The 22,614-nt window shown below is 69.9% G+C and carries 18 protein-coding genes and 3 pseudogenes; 16 read left to right on the plus strand and 5 right to left on the minus strand.

Annotation, left to right across the window (positions count from 1 at the left end; translation table 11 throughout):
• Positions 1 to 1,080 carry an ABC transporter ATP-binding protein gene (locus tag ACWD0A_RS12480; protein ID WP_451297271.1) on the plus strand — a complete coding sequence of 360 codons (1,080 nt, stop codon included), beginning with the start codon at positions 1 to 3 and terminating at the stop codon, positions 1,078 to 1,080.
• A gap of 155 nt (positions 1,081 to 1,235) precedes the next feature.
• Here the strand turns inward: ACWD0A_RS12480 and ACWD0A_RS12485 are convergent, their stop codons facing one another.
• Positions 1,236 to 1,799 carry a hemerythrin domain-containing protein gene (locus tag ACWD0A_RS12485; RefSeq protein ID WP_451297273.1) on the minus strand — a complete coding sequence of 188 codons (564 nt, stop codon included), beginning with the start codon at positions 1,797 to 1,799 and terminating at the stop codon, positions 1,236 to 1,238.
• Between the two features lie 475 nt (positions 1,800 to 2,274).
• Here ACWD0A_RS12485 and ACWD0A_RS12490 point away from each other — a divergent pair, with 475 nt between their 5' ends.
• Positions 2,275 to 2,481, plus strand: a complete 207-nt coding sequence (locus ACWD0A_RS12490) for a DUF2180 family protein (RefSeq protein ID WP_307717600.1) — start codon at positions 2,275 to 2,277, stop codon at positions 2,479 to 2,481.
• Positions 2,482 to 2,790: 309 nt separating this feature from the next.
• Here ACWD0A_RS12490 and ACWD0A_RS12495 read toward each other — a convergent pair whose 3' ends face one another.
• On the minus strand, positions 2,791 to 3,264 hold the full coding sequence (locus ACWD0A_RS12495; RefSeq protein WP_451297275.1) for a DUF4142 domain-containing protein: 474 nt from the start codon (positions 3,262 to 3,264) through the stop codon (positions 2,791 to 2,793).
• A 525-nt stretch (positions 3,265 to 3,789) separates the two neighbouring features.
• Here ACWD0A_RS12495 and ACWD0A_RS12500 point away from each other — a divergent pair.
• From ACWD0A_RS12500 to ACWD0A_RS12520, 5 genes are all read left to right on the plus strand, one after another.
• A complete protein-coding gene (locus ACWD0A_RS12500) occupies positions 3,790 to 4,428 on the plus strand; it encodes a hypothetical protein (protein ID WP_451297277.1) in 639 nt (212 codons plus the stop codon).
• Between the two features lie 101 nt (positions 4,429 to 4,529).
• Entirely contained in the window at positions 4,530 to 4,757 is a 228-nt protein-coding gene (locus ACWD0A_RS12505; protein ID WP_451297279.1) for a ferredoxin, read from the plus strand.
• Positions 4,747 to 6,138: an NAD(P)/FAD-dependent oxidoreductase gene (locus ACWD0A_RS12510; protein ID WP_451297281.1), complete on the plus strand. Its 1,392-nt coding sequence runs from the start codon at positions 4,747 to 4,749 to the stop codon at positions 6,136 to 6,138. The genes ACWD0A_RS12505 and ACWD0A_RS12510 overlap by 11 nt, the downstream gene beginning before the upstream one ends.
• Positions 6,139 to 6,163: 25 nt before the next feature.
• Positions 6,164 to 7,402, plus strand: coding sequence for a cytochrome P450 (locus ACWD0A_RS12515; RefSeq protein WP_451297283.1), 1,239 nt, complete (start codon positions 6,164 to 6,166; stop codon positions 7,400 to 7,402).
• Positions 7,403 to 7,697: 295 nt separating this feature from the next.
• Entirely contained in the window at positions 7,698 to 8,573 is an 876-nt protein-coding gene (locus ACWD0A_RS12520; RefSeq protein ID WP_451297285.1) for an esterase/lipase family protein, read from the plus strand.
• A gap of 333 nt (positions 8,574 to 8,906) precedes the next feature.
• On the opposite strand, the pseudogene ACWD0A_RS12525 reads toward ACWD0A_RS12520, so the two are convergent.
• Positions 8,907 to 9,191, minus strand: a pseudogene (locus ACWD0A_RS12525) (RNA-guided endonuclease InsQ/TnpB family protein); the annotation flags it as partial.
• Between ACWD0A_RS12525 and ACWD0A_RS12530 the strand changes: the two are divergent.
• Entirely contained in the window at positions 9,127 to 9,681 is a 555-nt protein-coding gene (locus ACWD0A_RS12530) for a hypothetical protein (protein ID WP_451297564.1), read from the plus strand. The pseudogene ACWD0A_RS12525 and the gene ACWD0A_RS12530 sit on opposite strands and share 65 nt — an antisense overlap.
• 322 nt (positions 9,682 to 10,003) lie before the next feature.
• On the opposite strand, the pseudogene ACWD0A_RS12535 reads toward ACWD0A_RS12530, so the two are convergent.
• Positions 10,004 to 10,138, minus strand: a pseudogene (locus ACWD0A_RS12535) (IS5/IS1182 family transposase); the annotation flags it as partial.
• A 158-nt stretch (positions 10,139 to 10,296) separates the two neighbouring features.
• On the opposite strand from ACWD0A_RS12535, the gene putP reads away from it, so the two are divergent.
• The 7 genes from putP (at position 10,297) to ACWD0A_RS12570 (ending at position 21,003) form a co-directional block, all read left to right on the plus strand.
• A complete protein-coding gene (putP, locus tag ACWD0A_RS12540; RefSeq protein WP_451297287.1) occupies positions 10,297 to 13,860 on the plus strand; it encodes a sodium/proline symporter PutP in 3,564 nt (1,187 codons plus the stop codon).
• Positions 13,861 to 14,424: 564 nt separating this feature from the next.
• On the plus strand, positions 14,425 to 15,495 hold the full coding sequence (locus tag ACWD0A_RS12545; protein WP_451297289.1) for an ABC transporter substrate-binding protein: 1,071 nt from the start codon (positions 14,425 to 14,427) through the stop codon (positions 15,493 to 15,495).
• Positions 15,492 to 16,385, plus strand: a complete 894-nt coding sequence (locus tag ACWD0A_RS12550) for an ABC transporter permease (RefSeq protein ID WP_451297291.1) — start codon at positions 15,492 to 15,494, stop codon at positions 16,383 to 16,385. The genes ACWD0A_RS12545 and ACWD0A_RS12550 overlap by 4 nt, the downstream gene beginning before the upstream one ends.
• The gene (locus ACWD0A_RS12555; RefSeq protein ID WP_451297293.1) at positions 16,361 to 17,143 is read left to right on the plus strand and encodes an ABC transporter ATP-binding protein; all 783 of its coding nucleotides are present in this window, start codon (positions 16,361 to 16,363) and stop codon (positions 17,141 to 17,143) included. Before ACWD0A_RS12550 ends, ACWD0A_RS12555 begins: the two co-directional genes overlap by 25 nt.
• Positions 17,140 to 18,516 (plus strand): LLM class flavin-dependent oxidoreductase, encoded by a 1,377-nt coding sequence (locus ACWD0A_RS12560; RefSeq protein WP_451297295.1) that lies wholly within the window; start codon positions 17,140 to 17,142, stop codon positions 18,514 to 18,516. Before ACWD0A_RS12555 ends, ACWD0A_RS12560 begins: the two co-directional genes overlap by 4 nt.
• Positions 18,513 to 19,772, plus strand: coding sequence for a vanadium-dependent haloperoxidase (locus tag ACWD0A_RS12565; protein ID WP_451297297.1), 1,260 nt, complete (start codon positions 18,513 to 18,515; stop codon positions 19,770 to 19,772). The genes ACWD0A_RS12560 and ACWD0A_RS12565 overlap by 4 nt, the downstream gene beginning before the upstream one ends.
• 85 nt (positions 19,773 to 19,857) lie before the next feature.
• A complete protein-coding gene (locus ACWD0A_RS12570; RefSeq protein WP_451297299.1) occupies positions 19,858 to 21,003 on the plus strand; it encodes an LLM class flavin-dependent oxidoreductase in 1,146 nt (381 codons plus the stop codon).
• 86 nt (positions 21,004 to 21,089) lie between these two features.
• On the opposite strand, the gene ACWD0A_RS12575 is transcribed toward ACWD0A_RS12570, so the two are convergent.
• Complete coding sequence (locus ACWD0A_RS12575) at positions 21,090 to 21,899, minus strand: CAP domain-containing protein (RefSeq protein WP_451297301.1); 810 nt, start codon at positions 21,897 to 21,899, stop codon at positions 21,090 to 21,092.
• Positions 21,900 to 22,338: 439 nt separating this feature from the next.
• Here ACWD0A_RS12575 and ACWD0A_RS12580 point away from each other — a divergent pair.
• A pseudogene (locus ACWD0A_RS12580) lies at positions 22,339 to 22,613 on the plus strand (SDR family NAD(P)-dependent oxidoreductase); the annotation flags it as partial.
• Position 22,614 lies beyond the last annotated feature (1 nt).

Below are 22,614 nucleotides of genomic sequence, written 5' to 3' on the forward strand. Positions count from 1 at the left end.
ATGACACAGCTGGACATCGTCGACGTCGGGCACAGCTACGCGCACGGGGTCGAAGAGGAGCAGTGGGCTCTCAAGCCACTCGCCCTGACCTTCGAGGCCGGCAAGACCTACGCACTGGTCGGGCCGTCGGGCTGCGGCAAGACCACACTGCTGAACATCCTGTCCGGGCTGGTCAGGCCGACACAGGGCCAAGTCCTCTTCGACGGCGCGGACGTCACTGCTCTGCCGACCAAGGCGCGCAACATCGCCCAGGTGTTTCAGTTTCCCGTCATCTACCAGTCGATGACGGTGTACGAGAACCTCGCCTTCCCCCTGCAGTGCCGCCGGTGGGACAAGGCGAGGATCGATGCCAAGGTCCATCAGGTCGCCGAGGCACTGGACCTTGATGACCGGCTCAGACAGCCCGCCCGGCGGCTCACCGCCGACGACAAGCAGCTCATCTCGCTCGGCCGTGGTCTTGTCCGCGATGACGTGGCCGCCGTCCTGATGGACGAACCGCTGACCGTCATCGATCCACAGCTGAAGCACTCGCTGCGGCGCAAGATCCGTGAGATCACGGAGCAGTTCCGGCCCACCGTCATCTACGTCACCCACGACCAGTACGAAGCAATGAGCATTGCGCAGGAAGTGCTGGTCATGAAGGACGGCCGAGCCATGCAGCAGGGCACTCCGGAGCAGCTTTTCGAGGCCCCTTCGTCAACGTACGTCGGGTACTTCATCGGATCACCGGCAATGAACTTCTTGACCGTGGACCGGGCACACGGGAACGTCACCCTTGGGGGCCGGGCCCTGGCCATGGCGTGGGACATTCCGGAGCGCACCACCGAGGGCCAGGTGGGAATCCGGCCCGAGTACGTCAAAGTCGTCACGGAACCCGGGCCCAATACGTTTCCCGCCAGGCTTCGGGGCGTCCGGGACCACGGGCCGCAGCGCGTGCTCGAGATGGAGGTGGCCGGCCAGCTCATCCGGGCGAAGGTGCCGCGGGAGGAAGGCATTCCGGCGGTGGAGGAGGCCCTGGTGCATCTGCCTCGCGCCAAGGTCCTCCCCTACGCGGACGGTCGCCTGGTACTCCAGTCGTAGATCCTGCCGATCCCGACGGCAGGTCAGTTGCTGCCGGGAGGAAGAGCGCCCGCGCCCTCGACGGCTCCACGTGTATACGCGTAAGCGCCGGCGCGTCCGGGGTGCCGCCGCCGGCCTTGTCCACGGCCAGCGGCTCCCGGGCGTGCGCGCACTCGTCATTCCTCCCTACGGCGTCCGCTGAGTGCATCCCGAATCCGGTCCACCATCCCCACGCCGGGCGCCAGCAGTTTGGCGACCGGCGGTTTCGTGGGCATGGAGGGATGGGGGCGAGTGGGCGCTGTCTCCTTGGACCGGCGAACGAACTCTCCCAGCTCATCCAACTTCTGCGGTGTGCAGGAGGCTGCCAGCTTCGGGAAGAGGCGACTCTCCTCATCACGTACGTGCGAGGCCACCTCCAGCCTGAGCTTCGCGACCAGATCGTTGAACCGCGGATCATCCGCGTTCAGATCCTCGAGGTCCTTGAGCAGCTGCTCGACCTTGGCGTGATCGGCCAGTTCCTTGTCCGCCAGCATCGCACCCTCCTCGACGTACTCGCGCACCGCCGGGTACAGGTGCATCTCCTCGGCAACCGAATGCCTCACGAGCTCCCTCGTCAGCTCGTCCGCCAGCTCCCGCCTCCGCCGGTCCCCCATCGGCTGCGCTTCGATCTGCTGGAAGATCTGCTCCACCTCGCGATGGTCGGCCTCCAGCTCAGCAATCACATTCCCGCCGTGATCCATGACAGCCCCTTCGCCGTTCCTCGCCCCGCAGTACGGCAGAGCGCTGGACCACGGGAGCTAGCCGGCAACCAGGCATACACCAAAGCCGGGACCTGTCAGCTGCCGACAGACCAGGCGCTCACCTCTCTGGCTCAGCGCCGGCTGATCCGTCACCCGGCCGGAGGGCGGCACCGCCGTGGAGATCGACATTGCGGGAGGGCGGGGGCCAGGGCGACCGGGAGCTGTTTTTTGGCCATGGCAAAGGTGCCGTGGTAGCGGTCGGCGTCACGTTCACGGGCAGTGCCCGGGTGACCAGGCCGCGAGGCTGCCGCCGCCGGCTCATCACGTCCCCTCCAGCCCGCCGACTGACTCCTCCACGCCAGGCGGACTCGCCAAATGAGTCCACCCGGAATGGGTAAAAACAGGACAGGGTCAACGAATGGCCGCCGAAGTCCGGGAAGGGCGAACCAATGGCGGCAAAGGGATGTGGTCAGCGATGGACTGCTACGAGTGCCACTCTCTCGACCGTTCCACCACAGCAGTGGCGGTGTGCCGCGAATGCGGAGTGGCCCTGTGTTCCAGCCACCTGCACGTGGAGACGCATGGGATGTACAGAGAGGCGGGAATGGGTAAATCCACCAGCGACATTCCCGCCCGACGCGTCGTATGCCCCGCTTGCCGTCGGGCGGAACGCAGCATTTGAGAACCGCGGTCTGCGGCCTGGAACCGGCGAAACCTGCCCAGTTCCGGCCCCGTCGCCAGGCTCGGTACACCTGCCGGCCGCGTGGAGTGCGGCGGCTTCGGCAGGCTGGCGCGGTTCTGGCGAGGAGGGCTCCGGGACAACGGGCCGGGGTGCCGTGTCGAGCTGCGTCACCGTGCCAGTGCCGGGCTCCCGGGCAAGGGCCGGCCGTGTGCCGGGCCCTCCTCGCCGGTAAGAATTGCACAGTGCAAAGGTGTGCGCCAGGGGTGTGGAGGCCCCTCTGTGCGTCCGTCGGCCCTTCCCCGTCGCCGCCTATGCGGGCGTGACGGCGGCTTCCACTTCCTGGAAGGTGGCGCTGTCGACGAGCCCCGTGTCCTCCAGGACTTCCATGTGGTCCAGTACGGTCTGGTTGGCCTGGCGCGCATGACGGCGGATGAGGTCGTTCTGGGTGGCGGCCCTCACCTCGCCGATGGTGGCGAAGATCTTGCCGTGCGAGGCACGCAGCAAGTTGGCGAAGAGGCGGTCGAACTCGGCTCCGCGGGCGCTCTCCAGCCGTCGGACGAAGTCCTGCTGTTCCTCTGTGGCCTGGTTCGGCAGCGAGACGCCGAGGATCCTGGCGTCCTCGCGCACGAGCTGGTCGAGCTTGCTGTGGCCGTCGATCAGATGCAGCCCGGCACGCTTCACCGCTTCACTGTCCGCGTGGGTCTGCGCCAGTCGGCCGGCGGGGATCTCCCACAGGCCCGCTTGGCGGACCTTGACGAGGAAGGTCTTGTCCACTTCGGTCACGGGCTGGGGACCTGCGTGCGCCGGCGCCTGTGAGCGGGTGGTGGCCGAGCGGCCGCCGTGTTGCCCGGTCCCGTCCGCCGAGCTGGCGGACGCTTCGCCGCCACTGCCCCGTACGAGAATCAGCAAGGTGGCAGCGACGGCGCAGATCGCGACGGCGACCGCGACCATTCGCATCGAAGCCCTGGTGTGTGCTGCCCGTCGGTTCGGACGCATGGTGCCTCCTGGATCGGCATGGAGAATTCTTCGTTTCTGTCGTCCGGGAGCTGTTCGGCGGCTGGCACGGCGCGCAGCAGGAGATACGGCTGTGGCTCCTGAGATGTTCAACCGGCTTGCGGCTCGATGCCGCCGTCCAGCCGTACGAACGGGCTGATTCCGGTACCACTCGGCCATAGGGCCGAAGCCGGAAGCCACGGCCCAGACGGGCGACCGGGGGTCGTGGCTCGGCCTTCCGGGCGGCCCCGGTGGCACGAATCCGCGGATCGCTGCTGTCTGGACGAAGGAAGTGCGGACAGAGAGCGAGGAACCATGGTCCACAAGCACGAGCGCCTCGGGACACCACGGGCCGCCGGGACCGCCGGGGTCGTGTTCGCGATCCTGATGGCCGCGGCGATCGTCCTGGTGCGCATCGCCCTGCCCGGGGGAGCCGACGGGGACGACATCGCCGTCGATGCCGGGCAGCGGAGCGCTGTGCAGACAGCGCTGGCGCTGCTCCCGTTCGCCGGGATCGCCTTCCTGTGGTTCATGGGAGCCCTGCGCGAGCAGGCCGGTGACGAAGAGGACCGGTTCGTGTCCACCGTGTTCCTGGGCAGCGGCCTCGTCTTCGTCGCCACGCTGTTCGCCAGTGCCGCGGCGGCTGGGACCGTGCTGGACGAGAGTCAGCAGCACTCGCCGTTCGGCCGCCATTTCGCCTACACCTTGCTGACCACGTACGCCATGCGGATGGCGGCCGTGTTCATCTTCACGACCTCGGCCATCGGCCGCCGCCTCGGCGTCTTCCCCCGCCCGCTCGTCGTCCTCGGCTACCTCGCGGGTCTGACACTGCTCGTGGTGGGAGCGGACCTGCCCTGGTCCGAACTGGTCTTCCCGGCCTGGGCGCTGATCGTCGGCCTGTACATCCTGTCGGGCCGACGCCCCGCCGGCCCCCGGCCCGCCGCCCCGGCCTGACCGGCCACAGCACTCACCCGAACGGTCCGCCCTCGTCGCCGTATCCCCTCCGGCCGCAGAGGGTGGTCGCGGGGGCCGGACGATCAGAGAGGACCGTTCCCTTGGTAAGGCTTGTCGTTGACCTGAACCACTGTCAGGGGTACGCGCAGTGCGCGTTTCTCGCCCCCGACGTCTTCGCGATGCACGGCGAGGAGGGGCTGCTGTACACCCCGGAAACCGACGAGGCACAGCGCGGGAAACTGGCGCAGGCCGCCGCGGCATGCCCCGTCCAGGCCATCCTCGTCGACGCGGTGGACTCACCGGCCGAGGCGGTGTCCGGTGAACGCTGACGGATGGCTGGAAAGACTCAGACGCGAGGGCCGTATCGTCGTCGTCGGCGCCTCGCTGGCGGGCCTGCGCGCCGCGGAGACGCTCCGCGACAAGGGCTTCGCCGGTTCCCTGACAATGATCGGCGACGAGCCGTACGAGCCGTACGACCGGCCCCCGCTGTCCAAGCAGGTGCTGCTGGGCATGTCCACCGCGGACCGCACCGCACTGCCCAGGCGCCGCGCCCTCGACGCGACCTGGCGTCTCGGCGTCCCGGCCACCGGCCTGGACATGGCCGCCAAGCGGGTGCGGCTGGCCGACGGCGACGAGGTGCCGTACGACCGGCTGCTGATCGCCACCGGCGTGCGGGCACGACCGTGGCCGCGCGAGGCCGAGGCGGAACTCGACGGCGTCTTCGTGCTGCGGACCCGCGACGACAGCGCCGCGCTCGCACGGCGGCTCGCCGAGGGCCCCAAACGGGTCTTCGTCATCGGCGCCGGGTTCACCGGCTCGGAGATCGCCTCCGCCTGCCGCGAACGCGGCGTCCCCGTCACCGTCGCCGAACGCGGCGCGGCGCCCCTGGTCGGCGCACTCGGCGGGGTCGTCGGCGCGGTCGCCGCCGACCTCCAGCGCAAGCACGGCGTCGACCTGCGCTGCGGGGTCATGGTGACCGCGTTGGAGGGCGACGCCTCGGGGCGGGTGCGCGCCGCGCACCTGTCCGACGGCTCCACCGTCGAGACCGACGTGGTGGTCGTCTCGCTCGGCGCCACCCGCAACACCGAGTGGCTCGCCGGGTCCGGACTCGGCGCCGGGCCCCGCGGCATCGCCTGCGACGCCGGCTGCCGCGCCTTCGACATCCGCGGAATCGTGACCGACGACATCTTCGTCGCCGGCGACGTCGCCCGCTCCCCGCACGCCCTGTTCGGCTACCAGTTCCTGTCGCTGGAGCACTGGGGCAACGCCGTCTCGCAGGCCAGGACCGCGGCACACAACATGCTCAGCGAGAGCACCGACCGCATCCCCCACATGTGGGTGCCGGCCTTCTGGTCCTCACAGTTCGGCGTGAACATCAAGTCCGTCGGTGTGCCGTCGCTGGGCACCGAGATCGTCATCTCCCAGGGCACACTCGACGATCACCGGTTCATCGGCGTCTACGGATACCAGGGACGCGTCATCGGCGCGGTCGCCTTCGACCATGCCCGGTGGCTGCCGTTCTACCAGGAACAGATCGAGACCACCGCACCGTTCCCGCCGCCGTTCCCCACCATCGACCGGCGCTCGGACGGACAGCGGCCGATGGACGCCGACTTCCCCGACCCGTCGATCCCCACCCACGGCCCCACTGTGACCCTCAGCGGATACTCACCGGCCGACCGCCGGATGACGTTCACCCCCGCACACTGACCCGCCACGGCCACGAGGACCCGCCATGACGCCATCCCTGCTGCACCAGATCCTGGACTACGCCAACCGCGCCAATCCGTACCCGATCTACGAGGAGCTGCGCAAGACACCGGTCCACCAGGAAGCGGACGGGCCGTACGTCGTCAGCACCTACTACGAGATCCGCAGCCTCCTGCACGACCCTCGCATCAGCTCCGACGCCCGCAATCTGGCCTCGACCACCCAGGACCCGCTGGCCGATTCGGCCCAGGAAGAGGAGAGCGCCCTGCCCCCCGGCTTCCTGCGGCTCGACCCGCCGGAACACGACCGGCTGCGTCGCATGACCAACCGGCCCTTCGGCCCTCCGCACTCCCCCCGCCGAGTCGACGGGATGCGCCAAGAACTCCACGACATCGTCTCCGGCCTCATCGACGGCATCGGCGACACCGGTCGGATCGACCTGGTCGACCAGTTCTCCTACCCCTTCCCCGTGACGGTGATCTGCCGGCTGCTCGGGGTGCCGCGCGAGGACGAGGCACGCTTCCACACCTGGGCGGACACCATCGCCGCGAGCCTGGACCCCGATCCGGACGCGGACCCCACTGAGCGGGGCAAAATCTCGCACGACGCCCGTATGCAATTGGGCATGTACCTGGCCGGTCTGATCGAGGAGCGCCGCAAGAACCCCAAGGACGACATGCTCTCCGAGCTGGCCACGGCCAAAGGCCAGGACGGCACGATGACCACGATGGAACTGCTCAGCACCGCCGCGCTGCTGCTGATCGCGGGACACGAGACCACCGTCAACCTCGTCACCAACGGAATGCTGACCCTGCTGCGCAACCCCGACATCCTGCAACGGCTGCGGACCGACCCACGGCTCGCCGTGCCCATCGTCGAGGAACTGCTCCGCTTCGAACCGCCCGTACAACTGGTGCCGCAGCGCACGACCGTCGCGGACATCGAGATCCACGGCACCACCATCCCCAAAGGCGCCTCCCTCTGGCTGGTCCTGGCAGCCGGCAACCGCGATCCCCAGCGCTTCGAGAACCCCGACCGCTTCGACCCGGACCGCCAGGACATCCAGCACCTCGGCCTGGGCAGCGGCATCCACAGCTGCTTCGGCGCACCACTCGCCCGGCTCGAGGCCCAACTCGCCCTGTCAGAACTCGCCCGCAGACTCGAGAACCCACGCCTGCTGGAGGACCCACCCCCCTACCGGCAGAACGCCGTACTCCGCGGGCCACGACACCTGCCCATCGCCTGCGACGGAATCCGCCCCTGACGCCTGCCTCTGACGGCACGCACCGCCCTCATGGGGCGTTTCGCGACCACCGGCTTGCCGGAACCGGCCGGAATGCACCGGCTGGGGCGTCCTAGGCACGAATTGGAGGCGCAAGGCGTCGAAGAGGGACAGCGGTGCTCCTGCGGTCTGGGCTGTCCGGGACAGCCCAGACGTGTCCCGGACAGGGAAACAACCTGGTGGGAGAGTGGCCTCTGCGGAACAGTCGACGACTGTCAGAGTCCACAAACACCGGGAGTTCACCCATGAGACTCCGTTCGTCCCCGCGACGTCCACGGTGAGCGTCGCTCTCCTGCTCACGGCGACCACCGCGGCCGGCGCTGTCACACCCTCCGATGCCACCACGACCGGCCGGCCCGGGATCGGGGCCTCAGCGCCTCCACGGGAGAACAGCAAGCTGCGTCCGGTCTTCTTCATCAAGGGGTACACGCCCGGCGACAAGTGCGGCGACAAGTGGAAATCCGCCGTCAGGCTGTTCGACAAGTCGAAGTGGAAAGGGGAGTTGCACCGCGTCGGGTTCTACGCAACAGACGACGCAGGGTGCGATGTGCGGATCGACCCCGACGGACAGGGCACCGCTGACACGTCCCTGAAGGAGCTGGGACGTGAACTCGCCTGGAAGATCCACACGATGTACTCCTCCAAGGGACAGACCGTCGACCTCGTCGGCCATTCCATGGGCGGGCTCATCGCCCGGGCTGCGGTGGCCGGATACGAACAGGGCGACCCGACCTGGCCGGACACACTGTTCGTGGAAGACGTCGTCACGCTGGGCACCCCGCACAAGGGCGTGCGGGCCGCCCACTGCGTCATCAACCGGCAGTGCCAGGAGATGTACCCGAACAGCACATTCCGGCGCTGGCTCGGAACCGAACTCCCCCAAGCACAGGGAGGAACGGACTGGACCCTCATCGGCTCGAACGCCGACTGGAGCGTCAGTGCCGGGAACGCCGCCCCCACCGACATATGGGCGCAGCACCTCGTGCGCTACTCGGAGCGGTCGAACCTCGACCACTCGGCGCTGCGTACCCACAGGACGGGCGTGTACCCACTCCGGTACACCAACAACGGCGGCGCCTGGGGATCCCTGACGCGCGGCGCCGCACCCTTGCGAGCAACGATGAACGCCCTGTACTGGCACAGGCAATGGTGAGCCTCTCCCTCACTGCGCGGTCTGGCGCGGTCCGGCGTCCGAGAGGTCAACGGCCGGCGGACCAGCCGGGCGCGTAATCGCCGGCTGTCACCCACACGAGTCCCGCCGTGAGGCGTCGGCCCAGGCGCTCGTCACATCCACGGTGCGCACGACAGCGAGAGGCAGCCCCGGCAACCTGACCTGGTTGCCGGGGCTTCCTGTCGTTCTCGGCAGTGCAGTCGGCTCGTCGGCAGGGGTCGGGCGAGGGAACCCGCCATCCGGCCGGGCCGCGTCTGAGAGGCTGTGACCGTGACTCCACCCACGACTGAAGTCGCGGGCTTCCTGCGTCGGTGGCTAGGCCTCCGCGCAGAGGACCAGCCCGGCCCTGCTGAGCACATTGAGTGCGCCTACGTGATCGGCGTTGGCCGTGAAACCGCACGCTGTGCACTCGAACTTGTTCTGTGTGGGGCGGTTTTCCTTCGCGACGTGCCCGCATTCGGGGCAAGTGCGGGAGGTGTTGCGGGCATCCACCGGGATCACTCGGCGACCGGCGCTCTCAGCCTTGTTCGCCAGGATGCTCAGGAAGATGTCCCAACCCGCGTCGAGGATGCTGCGATTCAGGCCCGCTTTGGCAGCGCCCGTGATGGCAGAAGATATCCCCCTCTGGCGTCGGCCCACCCGCGGTGGTTGGCGCATCGATGTCGACGAGGCGCGCACCCGCGCCGATGTGATCGACCCCTCTGGACAGGTCCGGGCGCCCGTCGCCATCGAGCCTGTGCCGCACTTCACCGGCTGGTTCGCCAAGCGGCAGAACGCGGTCACCAGCCGCGCATTCGAGACCAACGGTCCGTCGCGGCCTGCCCGGACACCCACCCCGGTCACACTGCGTCCGCACGATGAGCAGGCGTTCGCCAGCCATGGCGCCCACAGCGGGCGCCGTCGGGGAGCCGGTCGTGCCCTCGTCTACGGCCGGAGTTACGCGTTCCTTCACACCGGCGGGCAGAGTGCCGACGCAGTGCGGGACGGCACCCGAATGGCCTCGTTCGCCAAGCACGGCTTCCGCCCCCAGGACGGCCACGTCAGCCGCGACGCCACCATGTTCTGGACGAGACCGACGAACTGGTCATGACTCTCTTCGAGAACCTCCTGAGGCCCGGACGCCCCGGTGCCGTCTCCGACATCCTCACCGAGCTCACCTGAGCCTGCCGGGCCACGGCCCGGCCCGGCAGCCGGCCCTCGGATCGTTGGTCCGGGTGTACCGGCGCGCGGATCACATGGCTGGGCGAGCCTCTACGGCGGCGAGTGGGCAGGCCGGGGCTGGGTGGTGACGGTGAGGCGGCCGATCTGGTCCAGGGGGAAGACATCGGGGCCGCCGACGTCGACCGTGCCCCGGAGCGGCGAGGCGGTGGCGACGTCGGCGAGAGCGTCGACGACATCGGCTGCCGCGATGGGATGCCCTGGAACAGCAGCCGGTCCGGATGCCGCTTACGCCCGGGGTGCCGGGCCCGACGCCAGGCCTTGGGCAGCAGTGGCTCGACCACCGCCCACAGCTCGGCGTCGGCTTCCCACGGCTTCGGCCGAGCCACCCAGCACCCCTGGATCATCAGTCCCGGAGTGATCCAATCACCTTGAAGATCATTTCGTGAGGAGTTCTCAGACCCCGTAGTCGGTACATTTGTGCCAGGGCGAGCTGCAGCTGAGCCGACGTTGTTGCCTGCTCATCCGCCTCCCGAGCGAGGAAGACATGTCCGACCTGAGCGCGCCGGTTCTGGCCACGTTCATCGTCTACGTGGTGGCCGTGATCGCGGTGGGAATCTGGGCTTACACCCGGACTCGTACCTTCGCCGACTTCGCCCTGGGCGGGCGCAGGCTCAGCGCGCCGGTCGCGGCGCTGTCCGCCGGCGCGAGCGACATGTCCGGCTGGCTGTTCCTGGCCCTCCCCGGGGCCGTCTACGCCGCGGGCATCGGCGCGAGCTGGATCGCCGTAGGTCTGGCCGCCGGCACCTATCTGAACTGGCTACTCGTCGCGCCGAGGCTGCGTACCTACACCGAGCGGGCCGGTAACGCCGTCAGCCTGTCGGCCTACCTGGAGGAGCGTTTCGAGGACCGCACCCGGATGCTCCGGATGGTCTCGGCAGCCGTCACCGTCGTGTTCTTCACCGTCTACGTCGCCAGCGGTCTGGTGGCCGGGGGGCTGCTGTTCGAGCAGGTATTCGGCGTCGCCTTCGAACTCGGGGCGGTGTTGACCGCTCTGGTGATCGTGACCTATGCGTGTCTCGGCGGCTTCCTCGCCGTCAGCCTGACGCACGTCATGCAGGGCACTCTGATGTTCGTCGCCCTGCTCGTACTCCCCCTGGTCGGTATCGCGGCGCTCGGGGGCTTCGGCTCCCTGGCGGACTCCCTCGACAGCAAGACACCGACCCTGCTGGACCTCGGGGCCGAGGCCGACTTCGTCGACGGCCGGTGGACGGCGGGCGGGTCGCTCGGCGCCGTGGCGATCGTTTCGCTCCTCGCCTGGGGTCTCGGCTACTTCGGTCAGCCGCACATCCTGGCCCGCTTCATGGGCATCCGCAGCCCCCGGGCCGTCCCGGCGGCCCGGCGCATCGGCACGGTCTGGGTGCTGGTCGTGCTCACCGGCGCCATTCTCGTCGGCCTCGTGGGAATCGCGCAGCCCGGCACCCCCCTGGACAACCCGGAAACCGTCTTCATCGTCCTGAGCGAGACCCTGCTCAACCCCTGGATCGCCGGGCTGATGCTGGTCGCGGTACTGGCCGCGATCATGTCGACCGCGGACAGCCAGCTCCTGGTGTCCTCCGTCGCCCTCACGGAGGACTTCTACCGGGCGTTCCTCAGACGGCGCGCCTCGGACAGGACGCTGGTGTGGGTCGGTCGCGGTGCCGTGGTGGTGGTGATCACGGTCGCCTGCCTGGTCGCGCTGGGGGGCGGCGGCGTACTGAACATCGTCGCCTACGCCTGGGCGGGCTTCGGTGCGGCCTTCGGACCGGTCGTCCTCCTGTCGCTGTACTGGCCGCGTATGACCTGGGCGGGGGCCATGGCCGGAATCGTGTCGGGCGCGGCCACGGTGCTCCTGTGGGACAGGATCAATCCGCTGCTCGGGCCGCTCGAGTCGGGCATCTACGAGATGGTTCCGGGCGTGCTGGTCGCCACGGCCGCCGCGCTGGTCTTCGGCAGGTTCGTCGGCCGGCCACCGCAGCGTGCTTTCTGGCGGATGCCGGGAGGCGGGGTCAGCCAGCTGCTGCTCGTGCCGTTCCTGTCCGACGCGCCGGTCGGTGTGGCCGTCCTGGACACCGATCTGCGCTACGTCTGGGTGAACAAGGTGCTGGGGCGGCTGATGCCACCGGAACGACGACTGGGGCGCCAGGTGAAGGAGGTACTGCCGGGGCCCACGGCGGAGGCGTTCGAGGAGAGAATGCGGACCGTCCTGCGGACCGGGGCTCCGGTGATGGACCACGAGTTCAGCGGCTTCGGCTATGGCGAGCCCTACCGGGAGCGGGCGTACTCGGCCTCGTTCTTCGTCATGAAGGACCGCCGAGGCCGGCAGGTGGGCGTCTGGTACATGATCATCGACGTGACCGAGCGCCGGCGGGCACAGGAGCGCCTCGCCCTCCTGAACGACGCCAGTGCTCGTATCGGCAGCACGCTGGATGTGCAGCTGACCGCGCAGGAACTGGCCGACAACGCCGTGCCCTCCGTCGCCGACTTCGTCGCCGTCGACCTGCTGGAGTCGGTCATCAGGGGCGAGGAGCCCGCTCCCGGGCCGGTCGACCTCGGACCCGTCATCCGCCGCGCGGGGCAGAGGTCGGTCCGCGAGGGGAGCCCGGAGGCGCGACTGGCCGTGGGGGATGTGGTCCAGCGCGCGCCGTCCTCGCCCGTCGCCCGCTGCCTGCTGGAGAGCAGGACCCTGGTGGAGGACCTGGAACACTCCCCCGAGGCGTGGGTGGCCATGGACCCGTCGCTGGGCCCCGCCATCCGTCGGTTCGACCTCCGCTCGGTGATGGTGGTGCCGGTGCGGGCCCGCGGCGTCACCCTGGGCGCGGCGACGTTCGTCCGGTCCGGACGCCCGTGGCCCTTCGAGGAGGACGACGTACGTCTCGCCGAGGAACTCGTCTCCCGTGCCGCTGTGTCCATCGACAACGCACGCCGCTTCACCCGCGAGCGGACCGCGGCCCGGTCGATGCAGCAATACCTGCTGCCGCAGGAGCTGACCGGAGGATCCGCCCTGGAGGTGGCATCGTGGTACTGCCCGGCGGATGCGCCGACCGGCGTGGGCGGTGACTGGTTCGACGTGATTCCCCTCTCCGGGGCCCGGGTCGCGTTGGTCGTCGGGGACGTGGTCGGGCACGGCATCCATTCCGCGGCGACCATGGGGCGGCTCCGCACGGCGGTGCGCACGCTGGCCAATCTGGACCTCCCCCCCGACGAACTGCTGGCCCACCTGGACGACCTGGTCATCGGCCTCATCGAGTCGCGCGGCGGCGGTGAGCCGACATCGGCCGAGAACGAGAGCGTGGGCACCGCGATGATGGGGGCCACCTGCCTGTACGCCGTGTACGACCCGGTCACGGGGCTGTGCACACTGGCCCGGGCCGGTCACCTCCCGCCTGTGATCGTCGGACCCGACGGCGCCGTCGACTTCCTGGATCTGCCCGCCGGACCGCCGCTCGGCCTCGGCTCCCTGCCCTTCGAGTCGGGGGAACTGGAACTGGCCGAGGGCAGCCTCATCGGGCTGTACACCGACGGCCTCATCCGGGCTCCGGACCGGGACATCGACGTCGGGCTCTCCAAGCTGAGCGGCACACTCGCGGTGCCCGGCCCGTCTCTGCAGGAGACAGGCAACAACGTGGTCGACGCGCTGCTGGCCGTCCCGCCGCGCGACGATGCCGCCCTGCTCCTTGCCCGGACCCGCCTGCTGGGCTCGGACCGGGTCGCGTCCTGGGACCTGCCCTCGGACCCCGCCGCCGTCGCACACGCCCGCAGCGTCGCCGGCCGGCAACTGTCGGCATGGGGCCTGGACGATCTGACGTTCACCACGGAGCTGATCGTCAGCGAGCTGGTCACCAACGCCATCCGTCATGCGAGGGGCCCGATCGTTCTGCGGCTGATCCGGGACCGTGCCCTGATCTGCGAAGTGTCCGACGCGAGCAGCACCTCGCCTCGCCTGCGCCACGCCCGGACCACGGACGAGGGAGGACGGGGCCTGTTGATCGTCGCGCAGCTCGCCCGCCGGTGGGGCACGCGCTACACCAAGACGGGAAAGATCATCTGGACGGAACAGGTGATTCCCTGATCCCCCACCCGCCGTCGGCGACGTTGACCGGGTCGATCTGCCGGTAGTCGTAGGGGGACCACCGGCGGCGCTGAGGGCGCTGATCAGCTTGGAGGGGTGGGAGTTGTTCGCGAGAGCGAGCCGGTCGCCCGCGTCGCCGACGCCCTGCGCACCGCCGCTCCCCAGGCTGACAGGCCATCAGGCGATGTCCGCTCGGTGCCGCCGGTCCGAGGCAGCGAGCCCGGGGCGTTCCCCCTGGCCCGGACCGCGTTGTAACGCGCGCATGGCCCGCCTACGACAGTGTCGTTGCAGCGGGGGCCGAACGAACGGATGCTTGTTGACCGGGTTTCGGCCCGTGGTTAGGTTCGCCGGTATGCGGATTTCCCAACGGTTTCGGAAGAGGCGGGCCATCGATCTGATGCGCGTCGCCACCGCGGTGTGTAGCTGACCCCACCGCGGTGTGTACCTGATCCCATCGCGCTGTCCGACTGCTTCGGCTTCCCCCTTTCGCCACGTTCCGGGCTCATCCCCCGCCCTTGTGGCTTCTCACGCTCTGTGAAGGCATGAATGTCCCCTCGCTTGCGCATGCCCAAATCCCTACCGACCGCCCTCACGGCCACGCTCTCGGCTGCCCTTCTGCTGACCTCCTGCGCGGGCACCACACAGTCCACGGCAACCGGCAAAGACGTCTCCGAGGAGAAGATCCCGGCCGCGGTCTCCCCCGACACCACCCTGACCGTCGGTGCACCGCAGCTCAGGGTCGCGCTGGAGCTGTCGGGTCAGATCGACAAGCTTCCCTTCAAGGTCGAGTGGGCCAACATCAGCGGCGGACCGAAGTGCTCCGAGGCCTTCCGTGCCGGCGCTCTCGACCTCTGCGCGGCCGCGGAGATCCCGTCGATCAACGCTCACTGGACGGGCCTCGACACCAAGCTCGTGGCGGCGAGGTTCCGCAAGGAGCCGCTCCAGCACCCGGTCTACGAGCTGGGCATCGCTCCCGGGGCGGGCATCAGGACGCTTGCGGACCTGCGCGGCAAGAAGATCGCTTACAGCCCGGGCCAGGCGCAGGGCGCGCTCGTGCTGCGGATCCTGGAACGGGCCGGGCTCACGCAGAAGGATGTCCAGCTGGTCGAGCTGGCCAGTACCGATGACGTCTATCCCACGGCACTCGGCAATCGCCAGGTGGATGCCGCTCCCATCGGAGACGTCAACGTCAAGCGCTATCTGACCACATACGGCAGCGCCGGCGGAACGACCGTCAAGCACGGTCTGCGGGACGACCCCGAGCACCTGTGGGCGCTCACCGACACCGTCAGCGACGCGCAGAAGTCCTCCGCCGTCAGGGAACTCATCGCGTTCTGGGCGCGGGCCCAGATCTGGATCGACAAGCACCCGAAGGAATGGGTCGATGGCTATTACGTCAAGCACCAGGGACTGAGCCGCGAGGACGGCGAGTATCTCGTCGAGCGGATCGGCCACCCCGACATTCCGGCGGACTGGACCGGCGCCATCCGGCGTCAGCAGCAGACCATCGATCTGCTGGCGAAGAAACAGCGCCGTGAGGCCTTCAAGGCGGACATCCTCTTCGACCGGCGATACGAGTCCGTGGCCGCCGCCGCCATCGCCGATGACGGGAACGGCGAAGGGAAGACACCATGAGTGCCACGGTCTTCGACGAGCAGCCGGCGCCTGCGACGCACGACGAGCAGCCGCCCCCGGCTGCGCAGCGAGCAGCGCCCGCCACCTTCCGGCGCCCGTCGCGCCACCGCAGCCGCAAGCGGCTCGGCCCGGGCCGCCCCGTGCCGTACGGCTGGGGCGCCGGCCCGCTGCTGCTGCTCGCAACCTGGGCGGCAGGCTCCGCCGCAGGCCTCATCGACGCCCGCAGCCTGCCCGCACCGTGGACCATCGCGGCCTCGGCAGGTGACCTCATCGCCGACGGCAGGCTGCAGTCCCACCTCACGACCTCCGCCCGACGCGCCCTGCTGGGCCTGGTGTTCGGCGTGGCCGGTGGGCTGCTGCTCGCGGTCGTCTCCGGGCTCAGCAGGCTGGGCGAGGCGTTGATCGACGGACCGGTGCAGATCAAGCGGGCGGTCCCGTCACTCGCGTTGATCCCCCTGCTGATCCTGTGGTTCGGCATCGGCGAGACGATGAAGGTCGTCACGATCGCGCTCGGCGTCTTCGTGCCGGTCTACATCCACACCCACAACGGACTGCGCACCATCGACAACCGCTATGCCGAGCTGGCCGAGACCGTGCGGCTCGGCAGGCTGCGGTTCGTCCGCCACGTCGTACTGCCCGGCGCTCTTCCCGGCTTCCTGCTGGGGATGCGCTTCGCGGTGACCGCCGCGTGGCTCGCGCTGGTCGTCGTCGAACAGGTCAACGCGACGAGCGGAATCGGCTACATGATGGAGCTCGCGCGGACGTACGGACAGACCGACGTCATCATCGTCGGCCTCGTCGTGTACGGGCTCCTCGGGCTCGTCTCCGACGCCCTGGTACGGCTCGTGGAGAGGAGGACGCTGTCATGGCGGCGCACACTGGCGGACTGACCGCCATCGAGGGACAGGCGACCCCCCGCGCGACTGACCGCACGGCCGTCCGGATCGGCGATCTCGTACGCTCCTTCGGTGAACGCAGGGTTCTCGACGGGCTCGAACTGAGCATCGCCCCAGGTGAGTTCGTCGCCCTGCTCGGGCGCAGCAGCTCCGGCAAGAGCACACTGCTGCGCGCGCTGGCCCGGCTCGACCACGAGGTGGAGGGGAGCGGCGAACTCGTCGCGCCCGACCAGGTCTCCGTCGTCTTCCAGGATGCCCGGCTGCTGCCCTGGAAACGCGTGCTCGACAATGTCGTCCTGGGGCTGACCGGACCGGGCGCCCAAGAGCGCGGCAGAGCCGCCCTCGCCGAAGTCGGTCTCGAGGGGCGCGAGCGGGCCTGGCCCGTCGAACTGTCCGGAGGGGAGCAGCAGCGCGTCTCGCTCGCGCGCTCCCTCGTACGCGAACCGCACCTGCTGCTCGCCGACGAACCCTTCGGCGCGCTGGACGCCCTCACCCGGATCAGGATGCACGTACTGCTGCGCCGGCTGTGCGCACTGCACCGGCCCGCCGTGCTCCTGGTCACCCATGACGTCGACGAGGCGATCGTCCTCGCGGACCGGGTGGTGGTGCTGGACCGGGGCCGGATCGCGGCGGACCTCCCCGTGGAGCTCCCGGCACCGCGCCGCCACGGCAGCCCCGAGTACGCAGCCCTGCGGGACCGCCTGCTCGCTCGGCTGGGAGTGGACCTCGTGGAGGAGGGCGGCCCGGCATGACCGCGCGACGGCAACTGCACCTGAACCTGTTCGTCTATCCGGGCGGCCACCACGAGGCCGCCTGGCGCTACCACGGCACCGACCCGAGCCGCATCCTGGACATCCGCTTCTACCAGGATCTCGCCCGCACGGCCGAACAGGCCGCCTTCGACGCCGTCTTCTTCGCGGACGGCCCTTCCCTCGCCGACAACGTCCGCTACGCCAGCCGCTTCCGGCTGGAGCCGTTCACCTGGCTGTCCGCCATCGCCGCGGCCACCGAACGGATCGGGCTGATCGCCACGGCGTCCACCACCTACACCGAGCCGTACAATCTGGCGCGCCTCTTCGCGTCGCTGGATCATCTCAGCTGGGGCCGGGCCGGCTGGAACATCGTCACGACGGGCGCACCGCAGGCAGCGCAGAACTTCGGCCTCGACGAGCACCCGGTGCACGCCGAACGCTACGACCGGGCACACGAGTTCGTCGACGTCGTGACGGAGCTGTGGGACAGCTGGGAGGACGAGGCGCTGGTCGCCGACCAGAAGACGGGCGTCTTCGCCGACACCGACCGGATCCGCGCCATCGACCACGAGGGCCGTCATCTCAAGGTGCGCGGGCCGCTCAACACACCTCGCACGCCCCAGGGCCGACCGGTCTGCGTCCAGGCCGGTTCCTCACGGGAGGGCCGCGCGTTCGCGGCCCGCTACGCCGAGGCCGTGTTCACCGCGCACCAGACTCTCCACAGCGGCCAGGAGTTCTACGCCGACATCAAGGCGCGGGCCGCGGCGCTCGGCCGAGACCCGGGCCGGGTCCTCGTCCTGCCGGGCATCAGTCCGTTCATCGGCTCGACCGAGGCGGAAGCACGCGCGCTGCAGGAGGAGTTCGACGAACTCACTCAGCCCGAGTACTCCCTCCAGCTCCTGCACCGCCTCCTGGGCATCGAGCTCGGTGCCGACCAGCTCGACGGCCTGGTGCCGCGCGAGCTGATCGAGACCCGGGGCGAGCGCGGCATCGGCAGCCGCTTCCAGCTGGTTCTCGACATCATCGACCGCGAACAGCCCACCGTGCGCCAGCTGTTGCACCGCCTCGCCGGCGCCCGCGGCCACCGCGTGGTCGCGGGTACACCGGAGCGGATCGCCGACGAGATCCAGGAGTGGTTCGAACACGGGGCGGCCGACGGCTTCAACATCATGCCGCCCTGGCTGCCGGGCGGATTCGACCTCTTCGCCGAGCACGTGGTGCCGATCCTGCGCGAGCGCGGCCTGTTCCGCACCGCGTACCAGGGCGCCACGCTGCGCGATCACTACGGACTGCCGCGGCCGACCGGCAGCCACACCACCCCGACCCTACCGAGCACCCCGGCCACACCGGTCAGATCTAAGGAGAACGCGTGAATTCGTCCGAATTCCGGCCCGCCCTCGTCGCCCTGGGCTCGGCGGCCCTGCTGACCGCGTCCGTTGCCGTTCCGCAGGCCGCCGCGGTCCCGCAGTCCGCCGCGGCCGGCCGTACCTCCACGGCGCTCACCTGGTACGACGCCACGGCGGAGACCATCGCGTCAGCCGGGGCGCCCACCCAGATCACCAACAGCCGTACCTGGGCCATCGGTTGGCTAGCGGCCGCCCGAGCCACCCGCGGCGTGCCCGCGGACGTCGAGCGCGGCGCGTACCAGGAGGCCGCCCTCGCCGGTGCCGTGCACCGTGCGCTGGTGACGCTGATCCCGAGCCGTACGGAGCAGCTGGACGCGACGTTCAGAAAGACCCTCGACGCGATCCCCGACGGCCCGGCGCAGGAGCGCGGGGTCGCGGCCGGAGTACGTCAGGCGGACCTCGTTCTCCGATGGAGGGAGAGCGACGGACTCGACCCGGCATCGGTCAACGCGCCCTACCCCGTGCCCCCCGCGGCGCCCGGCGTGTGGCAGCCGACGCCACCCGCGTACGCACCGGCGACACAGTACGGGAACCGGCTCGCCAAGCCGTTCCTGCTCACGGCACAGAACCAGTTCCGGCTCGGCCCGCCGCCGGCCCTGGAATCCCGGCGCTACGCCGACGATCTCGCGGAGGTGCGGGCGTACGGCGCGGCGGACAGCACGGTGCGCGGCGCCCACCGGACCGAGACGGCCGCCTTCTGGCTCGGCTCCTCCCTCACCCTCTACACCGAGCCGCTGCGCGTCGCTCTCTCCCGATCGAGCGAGGGAGCCGCCGGGCAGGCGCGGCTGGTCGCGCTCTTCCACGTCGCGCTGGTCGACACGCAGATCGCCACCTCCGACAGCAAGTACGCCTACGAGCGGTGGCGTCCCGTCACCGCGATCCGTACCGGCGCCATCGCTCCCGACCCGGGATGGACGCCGCTGCACACCACCCCCGCACACCCGGACTACCCGAGCGGCCACACCACGTACTCGGGCGCCTCGGAGACCGTGCTGTCGGCGCTCGCCGGGCCGCGTACCGCCCCGTTCCCCCTGACCAGCCCCACCGCACCCGGTGTGACCCGGACGTACACCACCTGGAAGCAGCTCTCGGACGAGAACGTCGACGCCCGGGTCTTCTCCGGCATCCATACGCGGTCGGCCGACGAGGCCGGGATCACGCTCGGCTCGAACGTGGCCCGGTATGTCCTGGCGAACGCGGGACGACTCCTCGCCTCGTCCTGACAGACCACTCGGCCGCTACGTCCCGGCAGCACCCGAACGCCCCGGCCCGGCGTGCTCTGACGAACCCCCTGATCGGAGACCCCGCGTGTCCCTCACCTTCCACTGGTTCCTCCCCACCAGCGGTGACAGCCGCCACGTCGTCGGCGGCGGCCACGGCACCCCTGCCTCGGAGTCAGGACGCGACCGGCCGCCGACAGTCGCCTACCTGAGCCAGATCGCCCGCGCCGCCGAGGACCTCGGCTTCGTCGGAGCGCTCACCCCCACCGGCGCCTGGTGCGAGGACGCCTGGCTGACCACGGCGATGGTCAGCCAGAACACGGAACGGCTCAGATTCCTGGTCGCCTTCCGCCCCGGGTTCGTCTCGCCGACGCTCGCCGCGCAGATGGCGTCGACCTTCCAGCGGCACACCGGCGGCCGGCTCCTGCTCAACGTCGTCACGGGTGGGGAGAGCCACGAGCAGCGCGCCTACGGCGACTTCCTCGACAAGGACGCGCGCTATCGCCGGACCGGCGAATTCCTGCAGATCGTACGGGAGTTGTGGGAGGGCAAGGCCGTCGACCTGGACGGCGAGCACCTCCGGGTCGAGGACGCCAGGCTGGCCCGGCTGCCCGACCCGGTACCGGAGGTCTACTTCGGCGGCTCCTCGCCTGCCGCCGGCGAGGTCGCAGCGCGCCACGCGGACGTCTACCTGACCTGGGGCGAGCCGCCCGCCCAGGTCGCCGAGAAGATCTCCTGGATCCGGGGGCTGGCCGCGAAGCACGGCCGCACCCTTCGCTTCGGGGCCCGGCTCCACGTCATCACCCGTGACACGGCCGAGCAGGCGTGGGCGGAGGCGGGCCGGCTCCTCGACGGCTTCGGCCACGAGGCCGTCGAGGCCGTCCAGGCGGGCCTCGCCCGCAGCGAGTCCGAGGGCCAGCAGCGCATGCTCGCCCTGCACGGTGGCGGCCGTGACGGCCTGGAGATCCACCGCAATCTGTGGGCCGGCATCGGTCTGGTGCGCGGCGGCGCAGGCACCGCGCTGGTCGGCAGCCACGACGAGGTCGCAGAGCGGATCAAGGAGTATCACGCCCTCGGCATCGAGGAATTCGTCCTCTCCGGATACCCGCACCTGGAGGAGGCGTACTGGTTCGGCGAGGGCGTGCTGCCGAGACTTCGGGCGCAGGGCCTGTGGACCCATCCGTTGTGGACCTCGGCGTCCACCACGCCGCGTGACACGAAGGCGGGCGGCTGACCGCCGGCCGCAGAGGCGACGAGGCCCCCGCCGTGTGATCACGGCAGGGGCCTCCTGCTTGTCGCTCCGGCCTTCCGCAGCGCCGCCTATCGGGCCGTGCCGAAGTCCTGAGTCCAGTAATCGCCGGGCTGCGCGAGGCCGACGCCGATCTCCTTGAACGCGCAGTTGAGGATGTTCTCCCTGTGGCCGGGGCTGGACATCCAGCCCGCCATGACGCTCTCGGGGGTCTCGTAACCGTAGGCGACGTTCTCGCCGTACGTGCTCCAGCTGTAACCGGCGCGCGTGATCCGGTCACCCGCGTTTGAGCCGTCGGAGCCCGTGTGGGACATGTTCCGGTGAGCCGCCATGTCCTCGCTGTGATCCTGCGCGGCCTTGCTCAGCTTCGCGTTCAACGTCACCGGGGAGCATCCGGCCTTGCTGCGCTCGCTGTTGACGAGTTCCACGACGCGGGCGACATCGCCGGACGCCGGTGCCGTGGTGGACGGCGCGGCCGGCTTGGGCTCGGCCGGCTTCGTCGTGGTCGGCTTGGCCGCGGCCGGCTTCGACGCGACGGGCTTGGGTGCGGCCGGCTTGGGTGCCGCCGCCTTCGTCGCGGTGGGCTTGGGCGCCGCCGGCTTCGTCGCTGCCGGCTTCGGGGTGCCCGGCGTCGCGGTGGGGGTCTGCGAGTCGTGCGGGCTCGGCTTCCTGTCCCACTTGTTCCCGTCCCACCACAGCTCGGACTCGTTCCCGTGCCACGCCTGCTCGGAACGTGCATTCTCCCACTGGTAGGACCGTCTGCTCTCGGTCCCCTCCGGGTCCATACAGGCCATGGCGACAGAGGGCACACCCACGGCCGCCATGGCGACGGCAGCGATGGCTATCTTCCGGTGGTGCGTCGTTCTGCGGTGCTTGCTCATGTGTGACCTCACTCGTCATCGCGGAGCGCCACCGACAGGGGTTTGCCGGCCCGTTCTGTGTGTGACCTGCGGGGACGCCTTTGCGGGCAGCCATTGTTAGGACCACTGCGCGCTGAGGGCAACGCACCCCTCCTACTAGCCCGGGTAGTAGAAACCGGGGGCCCTTGCGATGTGCATAGGGGCGTGCTGGCCCCCATGCGGAACCTTCCGATCCTTTTGACGCCCCATCAAAAGACCCTCTGCGGTCGACAGGCGGGCGGATGCACCGAGAGGACCGAAGGCGACCGAACGCCGCCGGGGGCATGTCCGTACCGAGATGGACAAATGACCTTATGTCGACAAGGGGCGATCTACTATCGACCCTCCTGTCGCCCGAAACGGCTGTGACGGATGTCACGGAACCATTGCTTCCGTTTCATTGCCGGGCCTGGCCCGCTCGATTGATCCCCGCCGCGCCCGGTCGGATGGGTCGGTCGCCCGGGCGACACTGGTCACCGGAGCGAACAAGGGTCTCGGCTTCCAGACCGCCCACCACCTCATCGCCGCGGGACACACCGCCTGCATCGGAAGCCGAGACGCCGCACGCGGACGCCGGGCCGCCGATTAGCTGGGTGCACGGCTGGTCCGGCCCACAGCAGGGACGACGCGCCCGCCGCCGCGATCAAGGTCATCGAGGCCGACGGCGGCCTGGACGTACTGATCAACAACGCGGGAC

It is taken from the genome of Streptomyces sp. NPDC002867, assembly GCF_053591895.1.